The 16,184-nt window shown below is 71.1% G+C and carries 11 protein-coding genes and 1 pseudogene; 4 read left to right on the top strand and 8 right to left on the bottom strand.

Translation table 11 applies throughout. The features are described 5' to 3' along the window. Window positions 1-68: 68 nt before the first annotated feature. The 4 genes from G6045_RS21320 (at window position 69) to G6045_RS21305 (ending at window position 7,402) form a co-directional block, all read left to right on the top strand. A complete protein-coding gene (locus G6045_RS21320) occupies window positions 69-4,715 on the top strand; it encodes an ATP-dependent helicase (RefSeq protein ID WP_165333634.1) in 4,647 nt (1,548 codons plus the stop codon). A 278-nt stretch (window positions 4,716-4,993) separates the two neighbouring features. Continuing rightward, on the top strand, window positions 4,994-5,656 hold the full coding sequence (locus G6045_RS21315) for a DUF4097 family beta strand repeat-containing protein (RefSeq protein ID WP_165333633.1): 663 nt from the start codon (window positions 4,994-4,996) through the stop codon (window positions 5,654-5,656). A gap of 75 nt (window positions 5,657-5,731) precedes the next feature. Continuing rightward, window positions 5,732-6,526 (top strand): Fpg/Nei family DNA glycosylase, encoded by a 795-nt coding sequence (locus G6045_RS21310; RefSeq protein ID WP_165333632.1) that lies wholly within the window; start codon window positions 5,732-5,734, stop codon window positions 6,524-6,526. Window positions 6,527-6,634: 108 nt separating this feature from the next. Continuing rightward, window positions 6,635-7,402 carry an SDR family NAD(P)-dependent oxidoreductase gene (locus tag G6045_RS21305; RefSeq protein WP_165333631.1) on the top strand — a complete coding sequence of 256 codons (768 nt, stop codon included), beginning with the start codon at window positions 6,635-6,637 and terminating at the stop codon, window positions 7,400-7,402. Window positions 7,403-7,858: 456 nt separating this feature from the next. On the opposite strand, the gene G6045_RS21300 is transcribed toward G6045_RS21305, so the two are convergent. The 8 genes and pseudogenes from G6045_RS21300 to G6045_RS21265 all read right to left on the bottom strand — a co-directional run. Then, window positions 7,859-8,329 carry a Dps family protein gene (locus G6045_RS21300; protein ID WP_165333630.1) on the bottom strand — a complete coding sequence of 157 codons (471 nt, stop codon included), beginning with the start codon at window positions 8,327-8,329 and terminating at the stop codon, window positions 7,859-7,861. 181 nt (window positions 8,330-8,510) lie between these two features. Then, on the bottom strand, window positions 8,511-8,897 hold the full coding sequence (locus tag G6045_RS21295) for a helix-turn-helix domain-containing protein (RefSeq protein ID WP_165333629.1): 387 nt from the start codon (window positions 8,895-8,897) through the stop codon (window positions 8,511-8,513). A 109-nt stretch (window positions 8,898-9,006) separates the two neighbouring features. Next, on the bottom strand, window positions 9,007-9,600 hold the full coding sequence (locus tag G6045_RS21290; RefSeq protein ID WP_408056350.1) for a CinA family protein: 594 nt from the start codon (window positions 9,598-9,600) through the stop codon (window positions 9,007-9,009). After that, the gene (gene pgsA, locus G6045_RS21285) at window positions 9,597-10,262 is read right to left on the bottom strand and encodes a CDP-diacylglycerol--glycerol-3-phosphate 3-phosphatidyltransferase (RefSeq protein WP_165333628.1); all 666 of its coding nucleotides are present in this window, start codon (window positions 10,260-10,262) and stop codon (window positions 9,597-9,599) included. The genes G6045_RS21290 and pgsA overlap by 4 nt, the downstream gene beginning before the upstream one ends. Beyond that, window positions 10,259-11,716: a 30S ribosomal protein S12 methylthiotransferase RimO gene (rimO, locus tag G6045_RS21280; RefSeq protein ID WP_165333627.1), complete on the bottom strand. Its 1,458-nt coding sequence runs from the start codon at window positions 11,714-11,716 to the stop codon at window positions 10,259-10,261. Before rimO ends, pgsA begins: the two co-directional genes overlap by 4 nt. Window positions 11,717-11,845: 129 nt before the next feature. Further along, a complete protein-coding gene (locus tag G6045_RS21275; protein WP_165333626.1) occupies window positions 11,846-12,691 on the bottom strand; it encodes a helix-turn-helix domain-containing protein in 846 nt (281 codons plus the stop codon). A gap of 206 nt (window positions 12,692-12,897) precedes the next feature. Continuing rightward, window positions 12,898-15,666 carry a DNA translocase FtsK gene (locus G6045_RS21270; RefSeq protein WP_165333625.1) on the bottom strand — a complete coding sequence of 923 codons (2,769 nt, stop codon included), beginning with the start codon at window positions 15,664-15,666 and terminating at the stop codon, window positions 12,898-12,900. A gap of 186 nt (window positions 15,667-15,852) precedes the next feature. Further along, window positions 15,853-16,158: pseudogene (locus G6045_RS21265) on the bottom strand (response regulator); the annotation flags it as partial. Window positions 16,159-16,184 lie beyond the last annotated feature (26 nt).

The following is a 16,184-nucleotide window of genomic DNA, read 5'->3' as shown; positions in this document are numbered from 1 at the left end:
CTCCTACCCAGACGGGGCCAAACCCGCCCGGACCTCAAATTGTCAGTCCCGAGGTGCACCATGGCCTCATGACCCGGAGCGCCCTCGACACCTTCTCCCCCGCGACCCGCAGCTGGTTCCAGGGGGCCTTCGACGCGCCCACCTCCGCCCAGGAGGGCGCGTGGGGAGCCATCGGCGAGGGCTCCGATGTGCTCGTCGTCGCCCCCACCGGCTCCGGCAAGACCCTCGCCGCCTTCCTCTCCGCCCTCGACCAGCTCGCCAGCACCCCGCCCCCCGCGGACACGAAGAAGCGCTGCCGCGTCCTGTACGTATCGCCGCTCAAGGCCCTCGCCGTCGACGTCGAGCGCAACCTGCGCAGCCCCCTGACCGGCATCCGCCAGGAGTCCGTCCGTCTGGGCCTGCCCGAGCCGGAGATCAAGGTGGGGATCCGTTCCGGCGACACCCCGGCCGCCGAGCGCCGTGCGCTGAGCACCCGGCCGCCGGACATCCTGATCACGACTCCCGAGTCGCTGTTCCTGATGCTGACCTCGGCCACCCGCGAGGCCCTGACCGGCATCGAGACGATCATCCTCGACGAGGTGCACGCGGTCGCCGGCACCAAGCGCGGCGCCCATCTCGCCCTCTCCTTGGAGCGGTTGGACGAACTCCTTCCGCGCCCGGCCCGCCGCATCGGACTCTCCGCGACGGTACGGCCCGTCGACGAGGTGGCCCGCTATCTCTCGCCGCAGCGCCGCGTCGAGATCGTCCAGCCGCCCTCCGGCAAGGAGTTCGACCTCAGCGTCGTCGTCCCGGTCGAGGACATGGGCGAGCTGGGCGGCTCCCCGGCCGCCGACGCGGGCGGCGGTCAGGCGGACCGCCCGTCGATCTGGCCGCATGTGGAGGAGAAGATCGCCGATCTCGTCCAGGCCCACCGCTCCACGATCGTCTTCGCCAACTCCCGCCGCCTCGCCGAGCGCCTGTGCAACCGGCTCAACGAGATCGCGTACGAGAGGGCCACCGGCGAGCCCCTCCCCGAGGAGCACTCCCCGGCCGAGCTGATGGGCGGTTCCGGCGCGGCGGCCGGGGCCGCACCGATCCTCGCCCGCGCCCACCACGGCTCCGTATCCAAGGAGCAAAGGGCCCTCGTGGAAGAGGACTTGAAGGCCGGCCGACTGCCCGCGGTCGTCGCCACCTCCTCCCTGGAGCTCGGTATCGACATGGGCGCGGTCGACCTGGTCGTCCAGGTCGAATCCCCGCCCTCCGTGGCCTCCGGACTCCAGCGCGTCGGCCGCGCGGGCCACCAGGTGGGCGCGGTGTCGACCGGCGTCGTCTTCCCCAAGTACCGGGGCGACCTCGTCCAGGCCGCCGTCGTCACCGAACGCATGCGCACGGGCGGCATCGAGTCCCTGCGCGTCCCGGCCAATCCCCTGGACGTACTGGCCCAACAGCTCGTCGCCATGGTCGCGTTGGACACCTGGCAGGTGGACGACCTCCTTTCCGTCGTCCGCCGCGCGGCCCCCTTCGCCTCCCTCCCCGAATCCGCCTTCACCGCGGTCCTCGACATGCTCGCGGGCCGCTACCCCTCGGACGCCTTCGCCGAGCTGCGCCCGCGCGTGGTCTGGGACCGCGTGGCCGGCACGATCACCGGCCGCCCGGGCGCCCAGCGTCTGGCCGTCACCTCCGGCGGCACCATCCCCGACCGCGGTCTCTTCGGTGTCTTCCTCGCCGGCTCCGACCCGAAGAAGGGCGGCGGCCGCGTCGGCGAGCTCGACGAGGAGATGGTCTACGAGTCCCGGGTCGGCGATGTCTTCACGCTCGGCACCAGCTCCTGGCGTATCGAGGACATCACCCGCGACCGCGTCCTGGTCTCCCCCGCCCCCGGAGTCCCCGGCCGGCTCCCGTTCTGGAAGGGCGACCAGCTGGGCCGCCCGCTCGAACTCGGCCGCGCGGTGGGCGCGTTCCTGCGCGAGGTCGGCAGCCTGAGCGCGGACGACGCCCGCACTCGCCTCTCCGCCGCGGGACTCGACCAGTGGGCGGCGAGCAATGTCCTCGCCTACCTCGACGAGCAGCGCAAGGCCTGCGGCCATATCCCCGACGACCGCACCATCGTCGTCGAGCGCTTCCGCGACGAGCTCGGCGACTGGCGCGTGGTCGTGCACTCCCCGTTCGGCGCCCAGGTGCACGCCCCCTGGGCGCTGGCGCTCGGCGCCAAGCTCACCGAGAAGTACGGCATGGACGCCCAGGTCATGCACGCCGACGACGGCATCGTGCTGCGCCTGCCGGACGCCGACCTGATGGGCATGGACCTGCTCGACCAGGAGCCGATGAAGCTCGGCACGGAGTTCGACTCCGAGCAGGCCCCGGTCGGCGCGGCCGATGTCTCCTTCGACAAGGGCGAGGTCAACCAGCTGGTGACGGACCAGGTCGGCGGCTCGGCCCTGTTCGCCTCCCGCTTCCGCGAGTGCGCCGCCCGCGCGCTGCTCCTGCCCCGCCGCACCCCCGGCCGCCGTACGCCCTTGTGGCAGCAGCGCCAGCGCGCGGCCCAACTCCTGGAAGTCGCCAGCGAGTTCGGTTCGTTCCCGATCGTCCTCGAAGCCGTACGCGAATGCCTCCAGGACGTCTTCGACGTGCCCGGCCTCACCGAGCTGATGGGCGATATCGAGTCCCGCCGCGTCCGCCTGGTCGAGGTCACCACCCCCGAGCCCTCCCCCTTCGCCCGCTCCCTGCTCTTCGGATACGTGGCGCAGTTCCTGTACGAGGGCGACTCGCCCCTGGCCGAGCGGCGCGCGGCAGCCCTGTCGCTCGACTCCCGCCTCCTCGCCGAGCTCCTGGGCCAGGCGGAGCTGCGCGAACTCCTTGACGCCGACGTCCTCGCCGAGCTGGAGCAGGAGCTGCAGTGGCGCACGGAGGACCGACGGGTCAAGGACGCGGAGGGCGTGGCCGATCTGCTGCGCCTGCTCGGACCGCTGACCACCGACGAACTCAGCGAGCGGGGCGCCGATCCCGCCTGGGCGCAGGAGCTGACGGCCGCCCGCCGCGCGATCCGGGTCCGTATCGCCGGAGCCGACCACTGGGCGGCCGTCGAGGACGCGGGACGGCTGCGCGACGCCCTCGGCACGGCACTCCCCGTAGGCGTACCGGAGGCCTTCACCGAACCGGTCAAGGACCCGCTCGGCGATCTCCTCGCCCGCTATGCCCGCACCCATGGCCCCTTCACCTCGGCGACGGCGGCCGCGCGCTTCGGTCTGGGCATCGCGGTCACGGAAGGTGCGCTGCACCGCCTCGCCGCCAACGGCCGTGTCGTACAAGGTGAGTTCCACCCCGCGGGCATCGGCCAGGAGTGGTGCGACGCCACGGTCCTGCGCCGGCTGCGCCGCCGCTCCCTGGCAGCTCTGCGCCAGGAGCTCGAACCGGTCCCGCCCGCGGCCCTCGCCGACTTCCTGCCCCAGTGGCAGCACCTCGGCAGCGGCCACGGTCTACGGGGAGTGGACGGCCTGGTCCGCGCGATCGAGCAGCTGCAAGGCGCCTCGGTCCCGGCCTCGGCCCTGGAGAAGCTCGTCCTGCCCTCGCGCGTCCAGGGCTACCACCCGGCCCTGCTCGACGAACTCACCACCACCGGCGAGGTGGTGTGGGCCGGCGCGGGCGCCCTGCCCGGCAAGGACGGCTGGATCTCCCTCTACCTCGCGGACGCGGCCCCGCTGCTGCTGCCGGACCCGCACCCCATGGAGCCGACCGCGCTCCAGGAGTCGGTCATGACGTCCCTGTCGGGTGGCTACGGTCTGTTCTTCCGTCAGATCGCCGACCAGGTACGCGCCACGACGCACCCCGACGCCACGGACCCCCAACTGGCCGACGCCCTCTGGGAGCTGGCCTGGTCGGGCCGCCTCACCAATGACACACTCGCCCCGCTGCGCGCCCTGCTCGGCTCGGGCCGCACCGCGGGCTCCACCGCGCACCGCGCCAAACGCCCGGTCCCGCGCGGCCGTTACGGAGCGCTGACCGGCGGCGCCCGGCCCGTGTCCCGCACCGGCCCGCCCACGGTGGCCGGCCGCTGGTCCCTGATCCCGGCCCGCGAACCCGACCCGACGGTCCGCGCCCACGCACTGGCCCGTACCCTCCTCGACCGCCATGGCGTGGTCACGCGCGGCGCGGTCGCCGCGGAGGGCGTGCAGGGCGGCTTCTCCGCCGTCTACCGGATCCTGTCGGCCTTCGAGGACAGCGGACAGGCCCGCCGGGGTTACGTGGTGGAGGGTCTGGGCGCCGCGCAGTTCGCCATGGACGGTGCGGTGGACCGCCTGCGGGCCGCGGCGACAGCCCGCGAACGCGGTGGCGAGGACACCACCGGAAAGGCGGTGATCCTCGCGGCAGCGGATCCCGCGAACGCCTATGGCGCGGCGCTGAGCTGGCCCGAGCCGCCGACCGGAGCCGGCCACAAACCGGGCCGCAAGGCGGGCTCCCTGGTCGTCCTCGTGGACGGCGAGCTGACCCTCTACATGGAACGCGGCGGCAAGACCCTGCTGGCCTGGCCCGCCAACCCGGAGGAGGCGCCGGCGCCTGACGACCCGCGCCTGCTCGCCGCCGCGGAGGCCCTGGCCTCGGCGGCTGCGGCGGGGACGCTGGGCACGGTCACGGTGGAACGCATCAACGGGGCTTCGTCGTTGACGTCCCCTCTGGGCCGCCTCCTGGAGGACGCGGGGTTCGTGGCGACTCCCCGTGGGCTGCGCCTGAGGGCCTGACGGGCCGGGAGGCCCTCAGGAGCTCGCGCGCGATCCGGCCTCCGTCCAGCCGTCGCGCCGCGTTGTCGCGGTCACAAATTCACGTTCTCGTAAGGCCATTGCAATGGTCCCTTCGCCGACGTTGCGTTCGGTTCGGACCCATTGCAACGATTTCCCAACTCCCACCTGGACTAACAGGAGTTGGACTGAAAAAGTTCATTGCCGTGGCCCCGAACGCAACGTAGCGTTTCGCCCGTCAGAAACCAATGAGCAGTCGAGCGAGCCAACGGGAGAACCTGATGAACAAGTTCGACACCCCCGCCCCGATCTCAGCCGTACTGGACATCCCCGCGGGCCGCATCCAGTTCATAGCCGCCGACCGCACCGACACCACGGTCGAGGTGCTGCCGGCGAACGCCTCCAGCAGCCGCGACACCAAGGCTGCCGAGCAGGTCTCGGTCGTCTTCGCCGACGGGGTCCTGACCATCTCGGCGGAGGCGAACCGCGTCCTGGGCAACCCCGGATCGGTCGAGGTGACCGTCCAGCTGCCCGCCGGCTCCCGTATCGACGCGAAGGCCGCCAGTTCGGAGCTGCGGGGTGTGGGCCGCCTCGGCGACGTCACCTTCGAAGGCGCGCACGGCACGGTCAAGCTCGACGAGACCGAGAGCACCCGCATCACGCTCCAGGCCGGCGACATCACGGTCGGCCGCCTCGGCGGCCCGGCCCGGATCAGCACCCAGAAGGGCGACATCGAGATCGCGGAAGCGGTACGCGGCAGCTTCGAACTCCGCACGGAGCACGGCAACATCACCCTCACGGCCGCCCAGGACGCCTCCGCGACCCTGGACGCGGGCACGGGCTACGGCCGGATCAACAACGCCCTCAAGAACACGGCCGGCACCCCTGACCTGACCGTCCAGGCCACGACGTCGTACGGGAACATCACCGCGCGCAGCTTGTGAGACGCCGGTAGCCGGACGGGGCGGGCCGGGGGTCACCCCCGCCCGCCACCCGGCCCCACGGCGCACAATGACCCCATGCCCGAAGGCGACACCGTCCACCAGACAGCCGGCCGCCTCCACCGAGCCCTGGCCGGCCGGAAGCTCACCCGCAGCGATCTGCGGGTCCCGAAGTACGCCACCGCGGACCTGACCGGCCGCGAGGTGCTCGACGTCACCCCCCGCGGCAAGCACCTCCTCACCCGTATCGAGGGCGGCCTCACCCTCCACTCCCACCTCCGCATGGACGGCTCCTGGAAGGTGTTCACCGCCACCGAACGCTGGACCGGCGGCGCGGCCCACCAGATCCGCGCCATCCTCGGCAACGAGCAGCACACGGCCGTCGGCTACCGTCTCCCCGTCCTCGAACTCCTGCGCACCGCCGAGGAGGACAAGGCCGTGGGCCACCTCGGCCCCGACCTCCTGGGCCCGGACTGGGACCCGGACAAGGCCCTCGCCAACCTCCTGGCCGACCCCGGGCGCCAGCTCGGCGAAGCCCTCCTGGACCAGCGCAACCTCGCCGGCATCGGCAACATCTACAAGAGCGAGCTCTGCTTCATGGCGGCCGTCACCCCATGGACCCCCGTCGGCGACCTCCCCGACGACCTCGCCCCGCGCCTGATCGCCGCCGCCCATCGCGTGCTCGACGCCAACCGCGACCGCCCGATGCGCACCACCACCAACCGCCGCGACCAGCGCCTGTACGTCTACGGCCGCGCACCGCGCCCCTGTCTGCGCTGCCGCACCCCGATCCGCACGGCCCAGCAGGGCGACGGCAGCCGCGACCGGCCCACGTACTGGTGCCCCCGCTGCCAGAGCGGCCCCACGCCCTGACCCTGCGCGGCGCCCCCGGACAGCGGCGCCTGTACAACCGATCCCCCCGTACAACCAATCCGGCACAGGCAATTGACGGACCGTCAGAAGCATCCGTACCGTCCGACCATGCCCGTCATCCAGGCGTACGACCTCACCGGCCGCACCGCGTTCATCACCGGAGCCGCCAGCGGCATCGGCCGCGAAAGCGCGCTGCTGCTCGCCCGCGCCGGCGCCACCGTGCACTGCACGGACCGCGACGCCGAAGGCCTCCACGACACCGCGACGGCCGTCAAGGCGGAGGGCGGCACGGCGCACACCCATGTCCTCGACGTGACGGACCGCGCGCAGGTGAAAGCGGCCATCGTCCAGGCGCAGCCGGACATCCTCGCCGCGGTCGCCGGCGTCATGCACAGCAGCCCGGTCCTCGAGACCACCGACGAGGACCTCGACCGGGTCCTGGCCATCAACTTCAAGGGCATTTTGTACGCCTGCCAGGAAGCCGCCCGCGTGATGATCGCGAACGGCACCAAGGGCAGCATCATCACCATGGCCTCGGGTGCGGTCGACACCGGTGGGCCGGGCCTGCTCTGTTACGGCGCCGCGAAGGCCGCCGTCGTCCAGCTCACCAAGACGCTCGCGACCGAGATCGGCCGGCACGGCATCCGCGTCAACGCGGTCGCCCCCGGCTGGATCCGCACCCCGATGACCCTGCGCCACAACAACAGCGAGGTGCAGGCCCACACCGAGGCCCTGATGTCGAAGATGTCCCCGCTCGGCCGGGTCGGCCTGCCCGAGGAGATCGCCCACGCGGTGCTGCATCTGGCATCCGACGCGGCCTCCTTCACCACGGGCCAGATCCTCCGCCCCAACGGCGGCGTCGCCATGCCGTGGTAGGTCCTGCGAGCGCCCGTACGGTCCGCCTCCACGCGGCCTGCCGCCGCGCCCGCACCCGATAGGCGGCCCGCACCCGCCGCGGCCCCACGGCCCGCGCCCACGGCACCGTATGCACGGGCAGCAGACTCAGCCCCCACCCACCGGCGGCTATGGACGCCTCGACGACTCCCGCATCCCCGGACGCGAGAACGAGCCGCCCCACGGCCCACCACCACACGGCACCGCCGGCCAGCGCCAGGACGACCAGCACGCCTCGGGGCACCCGCCGCACGCGAGCGGTCCCAGCTGCCACGGCCCTCACCTCCTGGCCACCCTTCGCCCCAGTCTCCGCCGCCCTTGCCCGGGCCGCATCCAGGGCCGCGGACAACGCCGTAGGGGGCCGTCCCCTGGGACGGCCCCCTACGGCGCGGGCAACGAGGGCACGCGGACCGGCGGACGAACCGCCGCGGCCGGCTGTCAGCCGTTCTCCGCCTGGAACATCCAGTGGTGCTTCTCCAGGTCCGCCGTGATCCCGATGAAGATGTCCTGGCTCACCGGATCCGCCTCCCCCGTCGCGTTCACCCGCTCACGCATCCGCGTGATCACCGCACCGAGCGCGTCCACCAGCGCCCGTACGGCGTCGACGTCCTTGACCCAGCCCTCGGGCACCGCGCCGATGCCGCTGGTCCCCGCCACCGTCGCGGCGCGCCCGTCGGGCGAGACGCCGAGAGTCGAGGCGCGCTCGGCCACCGTGTCGGAGTGCAGCCGCGCGGTGTCCACGACCTCGTCCAGCTGCAGATGGACGGAGCGGAACCGGGGCCCGACGACGTTCCAGTGGATCTGCTTGGCCACAAGGGAGAGATCCACCAGATCCACGAGCGCACCTTGCAGTGCCTCGGAGACGACCTTGAGATCCGCATCGGACAACGGGCTCTTCACGACGTACATGCGCTTCCTCGCCACCTCTCGGAACGAAAAACTCCGGCTCGTTCCACCTTTGCACGCACCCACAAAAGTGGGCATTTCGAAAGTCCCCCGTACCCGGGACCAAAGACTCCATGCGCACCCGGGAACGTCAGAACCCCGGCGGGACAACCCGCCGGGGTTCTGGGAAAGCCGAAAAAACCGATCAGGCGGCGACCACGTCCACAGCCTCGGCGGGCGCCTTGATGGTGACCCGCTCCGGCGGCACACCGGCCACGGAGACGGAATTGAGCATGGGACGCACTCCGGCGGCCACCGGTTCGCGCGCGGTCTCACCCGCGGCGGCCGATGCGGCCAGCTCGGCGAGCGACAGCTCGTCGCTGACCTCGCGCATGAGCTCGGACATCCGTACGTCCAACGCGTCGCAGATGGCGGACAGCAGCTCGGAGGACGCCTCCTTCTGCCCCCGCTCCACCTCGGAGAGATAGCCGAGCGAGACTCGGGCGGACGAGGAGACTTCGCGCAGAGTACGGCCCTGGCGCTGGCGCTGCCGACGCAGCACGTCACCCAGCAGGCGACGGAGCAGAATCATCGGTGGCTCCCTCCTCGGACCGCGTAGCCGCATCCTTCACGCCCCACCGTACCGCCTCGCGGGGCGGCCGTGCGGGGAGCGATGTCGTGTTCACTCAGGGCTGCAAACATCAATTCCCCCCGTTCTGTTCCGTATCCTGTGCGCCCGCATTCCCGGTCAGTTCGCTCACGAGCAGAGCGAGCACGCTCCGTACACTCTCCATACGAATTTCCGTACGGTCGCCGTTCAACCTCAGAGCAGCGACTTTCCCATGTTCCGGACCTGGTCGCCCGGTGGGTTCGTCCGGTTCCGTGACCTCTTCGTCCGGTCCGGCGACGGCCACGTACACCGTCCCGACCGGCTGGCCGTCCTGTGGGTCGGGGCCGGCGACACCGGTGGTCGCGATGCCCCAGTCCGCGCCGAGCAGCCGGCGCACACCGACCGCCATCTGCCGTGCGACCTCGGGATCGACCGCGCCGCGCCCGGCAAGAAGCGAACCGTCGACGCCGAGCACCGAGTGCTTGATCTCGGTGGCATACGCGGTGACGGAGCCGCGCAGCACCTTGGAGGCGCCCGGCACGGCCGTGAGCTCTGCCGCGACCATACCTCCGGTCAGCGACTCCGCGACGGCCAGCGTTTCACCTCGTGAGACGAGAAGGCGCTGGACGAGGGCAGCCTCTTCCCCGGCCGGCTGGACCAGGGCGGCCGCTTCCTCGGAGGTCACGACCCCTCCAGCGCCTCGGCCCGCTCCTTCGCGAGCCCCTGGCGCCGCAGCACGACGGCCTGGCGCACATAGTCCAGGCCGGTCCCGACGGTGAGCACCACCGCTATGGCCATCACCCAGAACCGCAGCGTGGCCAGCGGCCCGGTGAGCGCCAGCACGTACATGCCTACCGCTATGCCCTGCGCCAGCGTCTTCAGCTTGCCGCCACGGCTGGCCGGGATCACCCCGTACCGGATGACGATGAAACGAAGCAGCGTGATGCCCAGTTCACGGCCGAGGATCACACCGGTCACCCACCACGGCAGATCGCCGAGGTAGGAGAGGCAGATCAGCGCGGCGCCCATGATCGCCTTGTCGGCGATGGGATCGGCGATCTTCCCGAAGTCGGTGACGAGGTTGTACGTACGGGCCAGATGCCCGTCGAACAGGTCCGTGATCATGGCGATCGCGAAGGCCGCCCAGGCCAGCGAGCGCCAGGCGGGGTCATACCCGCCGTCCGCCAGCATCAGCATGACGAAACCCGGCACGAGAAGGAGCCGGATCATGGTCAGGATGTTGGCGATGTTCCAGAGGCTGGCCTGATTGACGGCAGCAGCGCCCAGCTTGCCGCCGGGCACCGGCTTCCCGCCGGCCCCGCCCGCGGATGCCGGGACTCCCGTCATCTGCCTGCCTCCTCAAGACACTCCACGACCAGGTCGACGCCCTCCGTGCCGACGACCTTTGCCTCGACCATACGACCGACAGTCAAGCCTTGACTCGACGTGAACACCACCTGTCCATCGGTCTCGGGCGCCTGGTGCGCACCGCGGCCGGTGGCGCCGTCCTCATCGTCGACGGACTCGACGAGCACCCGCAGGCTCTCGCCCACACGCTCGTCGGCCCGCTGGTGGGTGAGCTCCTCGGCCAGCTGCGAGATCCGCGCGAGGCGCTGGGCGACCACGTCCTCGTCCAGCTTGTTGTCGTACGTGGCGGCCTCGGTGCCGTCCTCGTCGGAGTATCCGAAGACCCCGATCGCATCCAGCCGCGCACCCGTGAGGAAGCGCTCCAGCTCGTCCACGTCGGCCTCGGTCTCACCGGGGAAGCCCACGATGAAGTTGGAGCGCACACCGGCCGTGGGGGCCTTGGCGCGGATCGTGTCGAGCAGCTCCAGGAAGCGGTCGGTGTCGCCGAAGCGGCGCATCGCCCGCAGCACGTTCGGCGCGGAGTGCTGGAAGGAGAGGTCGAAGTACGGGGCGACCTTGTCGGTCGAGGTCAGCACGTCGATCAGACCGGGCCGCATCTCGGCCGGCTGGAGGTAGCTGACGCGTACCCGCTCGATGCCGTCGACGGCCGCGAGCTCGGGAAGCAGCGTCTCCAGGAGACGGATGTCGCCGAGGTCCTTGCCGTACGAGGTGTTGTTCTCGGAGACCAGCATGATCTCCTGCACGCCCTGCTCGGCCAGCCAGCGGGTCTCGCCGAGCACGTCCGAAGGACGGCGCGAGATGAAGGAGCCGCGGAAGGACGGGATGGCGCAGAACGAGCAGCGCCGGTCGCAGCCGGAGGCCAGCTTCACGGAGGCGACGGGCGAGGTGCCCATACGGCGGCGCAGGGGCGCGCGCGGACCGGACTCGGGCGCGAGACCCTCCGGGAGGTCCTCGGGGGCCTGCGCATGCCCGGGCAGCGCGGTGCCCGCGGCGGCGGCCTGGCGCTCGGCGGGCGTGATCGGCAGCAGCTTGCGCCGGTCGCGCGGGGCGTGCGCCTCGATGTTGCCGCCGCTGAGGATGGTGTTCAGGCGGCTGGAGATGTCGGTGTAGTCGTCGAAGCCGAGCACACCGTCGGCTTCGGGCAGCGCCTCGGCGAGCTCCTTGCCGTACCGCTCGGCCATGCAGCCCACGGCCACGACGGCCTGGGTCCTGCCATGGTCCTTGAGGTCATTGGCCTCGAGCAGGGCGTCGACGGAGTCCTTCTTGGCGGCATCGACGAATCCGCAGGTGTTGACGACGGCGACATCCGCGTCCGAGGCGTCCTCGACGAGCTCCCAGCCGTCCGCCTCCAAGCGGCCTGCGAGCTCCTCCGAGTCCACCTCGTTACGGGCGCAGCCAAGAGTGACAAGGGCGACGGTACGGCGTTCGGGCATAACGTCCAGAGTATCTGGTTCACCTGCCCGTCCTCGCCGCGAGGCCCGACGGCCGCCTTCGCGGGGCCCGGCCGGCAAACGCGAAGCCCCGCCGGGCAGGCAACCGGCGGGGCGTACGAAGGGTGTGGATCAGCCGACCTCGGGGTCGGGCCCCTTGTCGTCCTTGGTGTAGGAGAGCCGCTCGACCTGGCCCTCCTGGAAGTCGTCCTTGACCTCCTTGCCGTTCACGAAGAGCTTTATGGCTCCCGCGTTCCCGAGCACGAGGTCGATGCGCTCGTCGTCGGTGAAGGTCTTGGTCTGGCCGTCCGCCACGAGTCCGTCGAACATCGTCGCGCCGTCGTGGCCCTTGACGGAGATCCAGCTCTTGCCCTCTTCGGCGCTGATCAGAACCGTGACCTTGTCCTTGGGCGCACCGGCGATCGCGCTGTCGGCCGGGTCCGGCTTGGGGTCGGCCGGCTTCGTGGGCGCCGGCTTGTCGGCGGGCTTGCTGGTCGTGGGCGTCGCCGAGCCCTCGGCGACGGGGTTCTTGGTGCCCTTGTCGGAGTCGCTGAACATCGTGAAGCCGACGAAGCCGATCACCGCGACGATCGCCGCGACCATGGCGGCGGTCCAGTTGGGGCGGCGCGGCTCGGGGCGGATGCGCTCGGCCTCGAACAGCGGGGCCGCGGGGGTCGGCGTGGGCCGGCCGCCGCGTTCCTCGGTGAACTGGGCGAGCAGGGGGGCGGGGTCGATGCCGACGGCGTGCGCGATGGTGCGGATATGCCCTCGTGCGTAGACGTCGCCACCGCAGCGCGAGAAGTCGTCCTGTTCGATCGCATGCACGATCGGAACCCGGACGCGGGTCGCCGCGCTGACCTCGTCGACCGTGAGGCGCGCGTCGATACGGGCGAGCTGCAGGGCTCGGCCGATCGAGGGACGGTCTTCGTCTTCCGGGAATGAAGGACGGTCGTCTTCAGGGGAGTTGCCGATGGACACGGGGGCGCCTTTCGAGCGTGTAGCCACCTGCTGGACGTTCAGTCTAGGGGGGGTACGAAAGGGTGGGGCAACCGGGCGGGAGCACTTTGTACGCCATCAGGCTGGCCGGACATGCATCATGACCGGACATCCTGATGGTGGGACAGGCCGCCCACCCCTCTTCCAACTTGACGTGGTGCGAAGAGAAACGGTTGCCTGCCGTCCCCTTACGGGTGAGCCTCCCCGCGGATCACGGCCAGCACTCCATCCAATTCGTCCGGCTTGACCAGGACATCCCGGGCTTTCGAGCCCTCGCTGGGTCCGACGATGTTCCGCGACTCCATCAGGTCCATCAGGCGCCCCGCCTTCGCGAACCCGACCCGGAGCTTGCGCTGGAGCATCGAGGTCGACCCGAACTGGGTCGAGACGACCAGTTCGGCGGCCTGGCACAGGAGGTCCAGATCGTCGCCGATCTCCTCGTCGATCTCCTTCTTCTGCTTGGTGCCGACGGTGACGTCCTCGCGGAAGACGGGCGCCATCTGGTCCTTGCAGTGCTGGACGACGGCGGCGATCTCGGCCTCGGTGACGAAGGCGCCCTGCATACGGGTCGGCTTGTTCGCTCCCATCGGCAGGAACAGCCCGTCGCCCTTGCCGATCAGCTTCTCGGCACCCGGCTGGTCGAGGATGACCCGGCTGTCGGCGAGCGAGGAGGTGGCGAAGGCGAGCCGCGAGGGCACATTCGCCTTGATCAGACCGGTCACGACGTCCACGGACGGCCGCTGGGTCGCGAGCACGAGGTGGATACCGGCGGCGCGCGCGAGCTGGGTGATGCGGACGATCGCGTCCTCGACGTCGCGCGGCGCGACCATCATCAGGTCCGCGAGCTCGTCGACGATGACCAGCAGGTACGGGTACGGCTGGAGCTCGCGCTCACTGCCGAGCGGCGGGGTGACCTTGCCGTTGCGTACCGCCTCGTTGAAATCGTCGATATGCCTGAAGCCGTACGCCGCGAGGTCGTCGTAGCGCAGATCCATCTCCCGTACGACCCACTGCAGCGCCTCGGCGGCCCGCTTCGGGTTGGTGATGATCGGCGTGATCAGGTGCGGAATGCCCTCGTACGCGGTGAGCTCCACGCGCTTGGGGTCGACGAGGACCATCCGTACGTCCTCGGGGGTCGCGCGCATCATGACCGAGGTGATCAGACAGTTGATGCAGGAGGACTTTCCGGAGCCGGTGGCGCCGGCCACCAGGATGTGCGGCATCTTGGCGAGGTTCGCCATGACGTAGCCGCCCTCGACGTCCTTGCCGAGCGCGACCAGCATCGGGTGGTCGTCCTCGGCGGCGTCCGCGAGCCGCAGCACGTCGCCGACGTTGACCATCTCGCGGTCGGTGTTCGGGATCTCGATGCCGACCGCGGACTTGCCGGGGATCGGGCTGATGATCCGGACGTCGGGCGAGGCGACCGCGTACGCGATGTTCTTGGCGAGCGCCGTGATCTTCTCGACCTTCACCGCGGGGCCGAGCTCGACCTCGTAGCGCGTGACCGTCGGGCCCCGGGTGAACCCGGTGACCTCGGCGTCGACCTTGAACTCGGAGAACACGTTGCTGAGCGAGGCCACCACGGCGTCGTTCGCGGCGCTGCGCGTCTTGCCGGGCCCGCCGCGCTCCAGAAGGTCGAGCGAGGGCAGCGCGTAGGTGATGTCGCCGGAGAGCTGGAGCTGCTCGGCGCGCGGCGGCAGCTCGCGGGGCTCCTCGCGCGCGGACTTGGTGAGGTCGGGCACGCCGCTTTCGGTGCGCGGCGCCGACTGTGCGGGCGCCGCTTCCTTGGCAGCTGCCGCTTCCTTGGCAGCCCCCGCTTCCTGGACACGGGCGCCCGGCAGCGGCGTCGGCGTCGGCTCGGGCCGCTCCACCGTGACGCCCTGGGTGAGGTCGGCGACCAGCGGCGAGGGCGGCATCCCGTGCATCACGGCGCCGTCGAGCGCGGCGGCGGCCGCGGCGGCCACGTCGATCGCGTCCAGGGACGGCTCCATCTCGGGCCGCACGGGGGCACGGCGCGGGCGGCGCCGCTTGGTGAGCGCCTCTTCCTCTGCCTTCTCCGGGTCGTACGCGTCCGGGGCGGGCGTCTGCTTGCGGCGGCCGCGGGACGCGGGCACGGCCTCGCGCCACTGCTCGTCGTAGCGCGCGTCGTCCTCGGAACCGTCCGCGAACGCGGAGTCCTCGACCGGGTCGGGCTGGATGATGCCGAGCTTCTGTCCGAGCAGCCTGAGCCGCTGCGGAATGGCGTTCACCGGAGTCGCGGTGACGACCAGGAGCCCGAAGACCGTGAGCAGGACGAGCAGCGGTACGGCGAGCACCTCGCCCATCGTGAAGATCAGGGGCCGGGACGCGGCCCAGCCGATCAGGCCGCCGGCATCCCTTATGGCCTCGGTGCCCTCACCGCGCCCGGGGGCGCCGCACGCCATGTGCACCTGGCCGAGCACCCCGATGACGAGGGCCGAAAGGCCGATGACGATACGGCCGTTGGCCTCCTGCTGCTCGGGGTGGCGGATGAACCGTACGGCCATGCCGCCGAGCAGCAGCGGCACCAGGAGATCGAGCCGGCCGAACGCACCCGTGACCAGGAGCTCGACCAGATCGCCCACGGGGCCGCGGAGTTGGGACCAGGTGCCGGCCGCGACGATCAGCGCCAGGCCGAGCAGCAGCAGCGCGAGCCCGTCCTTGCGGTGTGCGGGGTCGAGTCCCTTGGCGCCACGCCCTATGCCGCGGAACGTCGCACCCACCGCGTGCGCCAGGCCGAGCCAGACGGCGCGGGCAAGCTTGTAGATGCCACCGGTGGGGTTCGGGGCGGGCTTCGGTGCCGGCTTGGCCGCGGCCTTCTTGGCGGGCGCCTTCTTGGCCGGCGCTTTGGCTGCCGTGGCCTTTTTCGCCGGAGCCTTCTTGGGCGCCGCCGCCTTCTTGGCAGGGGGCTTCTTGGCTGCGGAGGGACGTGAGGCCATGGGGGTGAGGTTACCGGTGCGGACCCCTGCTCACACGTGTGCCCAGTGCTTCACCCGTTCGTGTCGGCGTACACAGGCACGAAACTGACGGCGGATCACCTGTGCGGGTATGCGGGCAGCTGTGTGCCCTGGTCCCGTACGGAACGAGGGTCAGTTCTGCGAAGGAACCGAAGCCGCGCCCGGACCCGCGCCCGCCGCATAGCCGCGGAACGTGTGGTGCGGACCGTGGTTGATCGCGGTGAGGAAGATGATCGGGATGTCGCGGGTCCGTTCCCGGCGCTTGATGTGCGCCGCGGTTTCGAAACCGTCCATTCCAGGCATCTGGACGTCCAGCAGAATGACCGCAAAGTCGTCCGTGAGCAGTGCTTTGAGCGCTTCCTCCCCGGACGATGCCCGCACCAGGGTCTGATCGAGCGCAGAGAGGATGGCCTCGAGCGCCAGCAGATTCTCCGGCCGGTCATCGACCAGGAGGATCTTGGCCTTCTGCACCATGGCCCGTCCTCCTCGCCCCGGCAGTC

Source organism: Streptomyces mesophilus (assembly GCF_011044995.1).
In the GTDB taxonomy this organism is placed as follows: domain Bacteria; phylum Actinomycetota; class Actinomycetes; order Streptomycetales; family Streptomycetaceae; genus Streptomyces; species Streptomyces mesophilus.
Note: the sequence above shows the minus strand (reverse complement) of the source record. Positions and strands in the feature narration are given on the sequence as shown.

What these genes read in the sequence shown, in the direction of transcription:
- G6045_RS21295 (WP_165333629.1), bottom strand. Translation starts at nt 8,897, where the DNA reads ATGATTCTGCTCCGTCGCCTGCTGGGTGACGTGCTGCGTCGGCAGCGC.
- G6045_RS21320 (WP_165333634.1), top strand. Translation starts at nt 69, where the DNA reads ATGACCCGGAGCGCCCTCGACACCTTCTCCCCCGCGACCCGCAGCTGG.
- G6045_RS21310 (WP_165333632.1), top strand. Translation starts at nt 5,732, where the DNA reads ATGCCCGAAGGCGACACCGTCCACCAGACAGCCGGCCGCCTCCACCGA.
- rimO (WP_165333627.1), bottom strand. Translation starts at nt 11,716, where the DNA reads ATGCCCGAACGCCGTACCGTCGCCCTTGTCACTCTTGGCTGCGCCCGT.
- pgsA (WP_165333628.1), bottom strand. Translation starts at nt 10,262, where the DNA reads ATGACGGGAGTCCCGGCATCCGCGGGCGGGGCCGGCGGGAAGCCGGTG.
- G6045_RS21305 (WP_165333631.1), top strand. Translation starts at nt 6,635, where the DNA reads ATGCCCGTCATCCAGGCGTACGACCTCACCGGCCGCACCGCGTTCATC.
- G6045_RS21270 (WP_165333625.1), bottom strand. Translation starts at nt 15,666, where the DNA reads ATGGCCTCACGTCCCTCCGCAGCCAAGAAGCCCCCTGCCAAGAAGGCG.
- G6045_RS21315 (WP_165333633.1), top strand. Translation starts at nt 4,994, where the DNA reads ATGAACAAGTTCGACACCCCCGCCCCGATCTCAGCCGTACTGGACATC.
- G6045_RS21300 (WP_165333630.1), bottom strand. Translation starts at nt 8,329, where the DNA reads ATGTACGTCGTGAAGAGCCCGTTGTCCGATGCGGATCTCAAGGTCGTC.